Raw genomic sequence first — 5,060 nt, 5'->3', positions numbered from 1 at the left:
AAAAAATTTTAGATCGCTGCGGGAGAAATGTTTTAGGAAGTTCGGTCKKTTGGCATKKWAGCGATGACGGTAGTACGTATTTCTTTGGGTTCTTATGGAGGACACTGTTGTGATGGAGCAGCTAGTGACTACCATGTCCGGATTGCACGATCCACGAGCCTGCAAGGACCTTATCTGGACAAAAATGGAAAGGATATCCGGGAACGTGGAAATGGAACAGTATTCTTGCAGGGTAATGCGGTGTATGCCGGCCCCGGTCACAATGCGCGTCTGATTACCGATGATGAGGGTACGGACTGGTTGATATACCATGCGATAGATAAAGAAAAACCCAAAGTTTCCTCTGGGGCGACCCGGCGGGTACTGATGCTGGATAAGGTAACCTGGACAGATGGGTGGCCTGTGATAGAAGGAGGTTCGCCCAGTGTGACCGAAAAACCGGCACCGGTATTTAAGAAAAAATAAAGGGACTGGATGGGGTATATCCCTCGTCTGGATCTTCCATGTCCGATTTCATAAGGTAAACTATAGCTATGGCAAAGGTTTTTTATTTCATTGTATTTGTTTTTTTATGTCTTAAAGCCGGTGCGCAGGAATCCAATCTGGAGCTATCACTGATCCCGCAGCCTTTGCAAGTGGAGCGGCACAGTGGCTATTTCAAGTTGGACAGGAATGTTACTGTCCGGGTTGATGACAATAATGAGGAACTGTTGAAACTGGCGGATCTTTTCGTGCAGGGGATATCTGACCGCACGGGCCTGTCTCTCAAGAGGGGTAAGCCTAATGGGAAAGGGAAATCCATCCTGCTGCAGATTGTGCCTGATACGTTGGGTGATGAAGGTTACAGACTATCTGTTACTGACAAGGGCATCGTTGTCCAAGCTGCTAAGGGTAGTGGGATATTCTACGGTATCCAGACCATCTACCAACTCATTCCCACGGAGGTGAGTGATTCCAAGGTCTCCCTTCCGGCGGTGGATATCGTTGACCGCCCCCGTTTCGGTTGGCGGGGATTGATGCTGGACGTGGGCAGGTATTTCTATTCCGTGGAATATGTCAAAAAATTTATCGACTACCTCTCCATGCACAAGCTGAATGTGTTCCACTGGCATCTGACTGAAGATCATGGCTGGCGTATAGAGATAAAGAAATATCCCCGACTGACGGAGGTGGGTGCCTGGCGGGCAGGTACAAACTTCCAGCCGGGGAACAATATAGATCCTAATCCGCATGGTGGTTTTTATACGCAGGAGCAAATCAGAGACGTGGTAGCTTATGCCAAAGATCGTTATGTAACCGTCATTCCAGAAATTGAGCTTCCCGGCCATTCACTTGCGGCTTTGGTCGCTTACCCGGAGTTGTCCTGTACCGGAGGGCCTTTTAAGATCCCGGAGCATTGGGGAATACAGGACGATATCTACTGTGCAGGGAAGGAAGAAGTATTTACTTTTCTCGAAAACGTATTTTCAGAAGTAATAGAGCTATTTCCGGGTGAGATCATCCACATCGGTGGAGATGAGGCTCCTAAGAAGCGTTGGTCCGCCTGTCCGCACTGTCAAAAGCGGATAAAGGAAGAAAATCTTAAAGACGAGCATGAACTTCAAAGTTACTTCATTACACGCATAGAGAAATTCCTGAACAACAGAGGAAGAAAAATAATCGGCTGGGATGAGATTCTGGACGGTGGCTTAGCACCTAATGCGGCTGTGATGTCATGGCGTGGTACGAAAGGGGGGATTGCCGCTGCGAAGATGGGACATCCCGTGGTGATGACACCGACCTCGCACATGTATTTTGACTATTTTCAGGGAGAACCTTATCTGGAGCCTTTCGCTATATGGGGGCACACCCCGCTAAGGAAAGTATATGGCTATGAGCCATACCCGAAGAGCTTACAGCCGAGGAGCAGAAGTATGTATTGGGCGTGCAGGGAAATCTCTGGAGTGAATTCATTCATTCATCAGAAAAAAATGAGTATATGACCTACCCCAGAGGTGCTGCATTGGCCGAGATTGCCTGGAGCAATCCGGAAAGCAAAGATTGGGAAGATTTTAAAAGAACGAATGGAAGAGCAATATAAACGTTATGAAGAGAAAGGGATCAACTATTCTCGCAGTGCGTATCAGGTGTATTTCGAGGTAGCGGATGACATCTCCAACAATAAGTCGACGGTCAACCTGCTGACGGATAGCTATCAGCCGGAAATATACTATACGTTGGATGGCACTGAACCCACAACGCAATCAAATCGGTTCGAAGGTCCATTTGAGGTGCCAGTATATAAAACAGTCCGTGCAGCGACATTTAAAAACGGACAACGGATCAGCCCGATAAGTATCAGGGCTATAGTACATTTGGAAAAATAGTAATACCATAGCGATGAAATTTATAAGTTATTTATTCGTATTTGCTTCACTTATATCCCACACGTATGGAGGTATACCTAAGCCGGAATACCCCCGGCCACAGTTTGAACGCCAAGACTGGATAAACCTAAACGGGACTTGGACCTATGAGCTGGATCTGGTAAAATCAGGTTTTGAAAGAGATTATATAAACTCGAAGGGATTCGCGGGTACTATTACTGTTCCATTTGCCCCCGAAAGTCAGTTGTCCGGTGTTCAACATACGGATTTTATCCCCCGTATTTGGTATCACCGGTCTATATCTGTCCCGCCATCGTGGTCTGGGAAATCAATAATCCTGCATTTCGGTGCGGTATATTACGAATCCGAAGTCTATATCGATGGAAATTTTGTGGGCAGGCACCACGGAGGCAGCTCTTCCTTTAGTTATGATATATCACCCTTCGTAAAGGAGGGACAGCAGCATGATTTGGTCGTAGTCGCCTCCAGTGATGTCCGTTCTGGTGTGCAAACAGCAGGGAAGCAATCGCTTCAACTCCTATCCCATAACTGCAATTATACAAGGACGACGGGTATATGGCAGACCGTATGGATGGAAGCTGTTGATCAGTATGCACTGCAATCTATTCACGTCATAACGGATATAGATCAGCAGCAGGTGATCATTCATCCTATGTATTATCAGGAGAGTACAAATACCCTAAACATACGGATCAAGGAGGGTGGAAAGGTCATTGCGACACGAACTGTTGCAGCCAATAATTCAAGTATTGTTGCCATTCCCATAGAAAATCCTAAACTCTGGTCTCCCGAAACGCCCGTTTCTGTATGATCTGGAATTATCCGTCACCTCTACCGATGGGCGGGAGCTGGATAGAGTAAGTTCATATTTTGGGATGCGTAAGATACATGTGGAGGGCAACAAGATTTACCTGAATAACGAACCGTACTATCAACGTTTGGTTTTGGATCAAGGCTTTTATCCCACAGGAATTTGGACCTCTCCCTCTGACGACGACCTTAAAAAGGATATTATTCTGGGAAAAAACGCAGGCTTCAATGGTGCCAGATTGCATCAAAAAGTGTTTGAGGAGCGGTATTACTATTGGGCAGATAAGTTGGGTTATCTCACCTGGGGGGAGAGTGCCAGCTGGGGAATGGATGCAAACAATATAGAAGCGGCCCGTAATTTTATTTCTGAATGGGCTGAATGTGTCAAAAGAGATCGAAACCATCCCTCACTAGTGGTATGGACACCGTTCAACGAGCAGTGGTGGCCTGATAAGACAAACTATCCCCGTCTTGTAGCGGACGTTTATAACCTCACCAAACTTATTGATCCGACACGTCCTGTGAATGCTGTAAGTGGCGGTGCGCATATCCTCACGGATATCTGGACGGTACACCACTATGAGCAGGATCCGGTGACACTAAGGGATATCATCTATAAGGACGGCAATTTTTTCCAGACACCGAACCATGCCCATCCGGGCTCGAGGAACATCGGTTTCAACGAGGTCAAGGACAACAATAATTATGTATTTCCTGTCTATGATGGGAAAATGCCCTATTTCGTGGATGAATTCGGTGGTATCAAATGGGTGAGCGATGAGAAGCTTCAGCAGTTAGACTCGAAGACACAGGACCTGGGGATGATGGGGATGCCCCACGAACGATGGAAGAGTTTTACCAACGCTTAGAGGGACAGGTAGATCAACTTTTATCGCTTTCCGCACATGTTTGGGGTTACTGTTATACCCAGCTGACCGACGTCGAGCAGGAGCAGAACGGTATTTACAATTATGACCGCTCGACCAAGTTTGATATGGAAAGGATTAAAAGAATTTTTTCGAAAACTCCCTGAGGGTCTGAAATAGGGGGTTCGACAGAAGATAAAGCATTATCTCGTGATATCCCATATGGGTAGGTCTTTTCTGGTGTATTTGATATATTTCTACATAAAGCAAATTGAATGGTAATCGTGAATATATTTCGAGTGGGTGTCATTCTGTTGATTAGTATGCCTTTGCACGGTATCGGACAGAACAGGGCACAAGCACTGACAGATCTAAAATCACTTTTGCACTCCGAGAAAGAGTGGATAAAAGTACATGCAGCAGAATTTTTGCTGTGGGAGAACCAAGCTGTGGATGAGGTCCGTGAGGTATATCTGCAAGAAGAACGATTATTTGGTGATGTGCCGAAATATCGTATCGGCATCTGGCGGGTATTGGCGCAGGCTGCGGTCGACCCGCAAGATCGTAAACATTGGGTGGATAAGATTGTAGCGGCTTATCTTGACACTGCTGGCGAAGACCGCTTGCATGCTATCGAGACGCTGGCAAAACTAAAGGTACCCGTCGTGCACGGTATGGAGGATAGCTTGACAGGTTCTATGCGTATCTATTCGCTGTGGAACTATGCGACAGCATCCAAAAAACACGAACAAATGGTGAAGGACAGCCTGCTTGCAGATCTGTTAAGCGGAAGGCTTTCCGAAATGGAGATATTGGTCACTTCCTTTGTGCTGCGCTATCTCGATCCTTTCTCTAAGGATGAGCATCAACAATTGTATAACTGGCTGCACGGCCATGCTTTTAATGCTTCGGTAACCAGCAATCTATTGGCGACCGTGTGGATCGCGGCTCCCCAAGACGCTGACACAGAGTTGCTACAGMATTAAAAGCATGGCCG

General features: G+C 46.6%; 5 protein-coding genes and 1 pseudogene. All 6 read left to right on the top strand.

Going from position 1 to position 5,060, the window contains the following annotated elements; translation table 11 throughout:
• The first annotated feature begins 63 nt into the window (after positions 1-63).
• The 6 genes and pseudogenes from SD31_RS00215 to SD31_RS00200 all read left to right on the top strand — a co-directional run bounded on the left by SD31_RS00215 (position 64) and on the right by SD31_RS00200 (position 5,049).
• Positions 64-465: a family 43 glycosylhydrolase gene (locus SD31_RS00215; protein WP_052258483.1), complete on the top strand. Its 402-nt coding sequence runs from the start codon at positions 64-66 to the stop codon at positions 463-465.
• Between the two features lie 68 nt (positions 466-533).
• A pseudogene (locus SD31_RS00210) lies at positions 534-1,966 on the top strand (beta-N-acetylhexosaminidase); the annotation flags it as partial.
• A gap of 97 nt (positions 1,967-2,063) precedes the next feature.
• Entirely contained in the window at positions 2,064-2,366 is a 303-nt protein-coding gene (locus SD31_RS16800; protein WP_197053453.1) for a chitobiase/beta-hexosaminidase C-terminal domain-containing protein, read from the top strand.
• Between the two features lie 13 nt (positions 2,367-2,379).
• Positions 2,380-3,198 carry a sugar-binding domain-containing protein gene (locus SD31_RS16795; protein WP_197053452.1) on the top strand — a complete coding sequence of 273 codons (819 nt, stop codon included), beginning with the start codon at positions 2,380-2,382 and terminating at the stop codon, positions 3,196-3,198.
• A 64-nt stretch (positions 3,199-3,262) separates the two neighbouring features.
• A complete protein-coding gene (locus SD31_RS16790; RefSeq protein WP_197053451.1) occupies positions 3,263-4,066 on the top strand; it encodes a glycoside hydrolase family 2 TIM barrel-domain containing protein in 804 nt (267 codons plus the stop codon).
• A gap of 272 nt (positions 4,067-4,338) precedes the next feature.
• Complete coding sequence (locus SD31_RS00200) at positions 4,339-5,049, top strand: hypothetical protein (protein WP_231560976.1); 711 nt, start codon at positions 4,339-4,341, stop codon at positions 5,047-5,049.
• The last annotated feature ends 11 nt before the right edge of the window (positions 5,050-5,060 follow it).

The organism is Sphingobacterium sp. T2, assembly GCF_000814685.1.
Lineage (GTDB): Bacteria > Bacteroidota > Bacteroidia > Sphingobacteriales > Sphingobacteriaceae > Sphingobacterium > Sphingobacterium thermophilum.
The sequence above is the reverse complement of the archived record's forward strand: the minus strand, read 5'-3'. Positions and strand labels throughout refer to the sequence as shown.

Excerpts from the sequence above, each read along its gene's own strand:
- SD31_RS00215 (WP_052258483.1), top strand. The coding sequence starts at position 64 with ATGACGGTAGTACGTATTTCTTTGGGTTCTTATGGAGGACACTGTTGT.
- SD31_RS16800 (WP_197053453.1), top strand. The coding sequence starts at position 2,064 with ATGGAAGAGCAATATAAACGTTATGAAGAGAAAGGGATCAACTATTCT.
- SD31_RS16795 (WP_197053452.1), top strand. The coding sequence starts at position 2,380 with ATGAAATTTATAAGTTATTTATTCGTATTTGCTTCACTTATATCCCAC.
- SD31_RS16790 (WP_197053451.1), top strand. The coding sequence starts at position 3,263 with ATGCGTAAGATACATGTGGAGGGCAACAAGATTTACCTGAATAACGAA.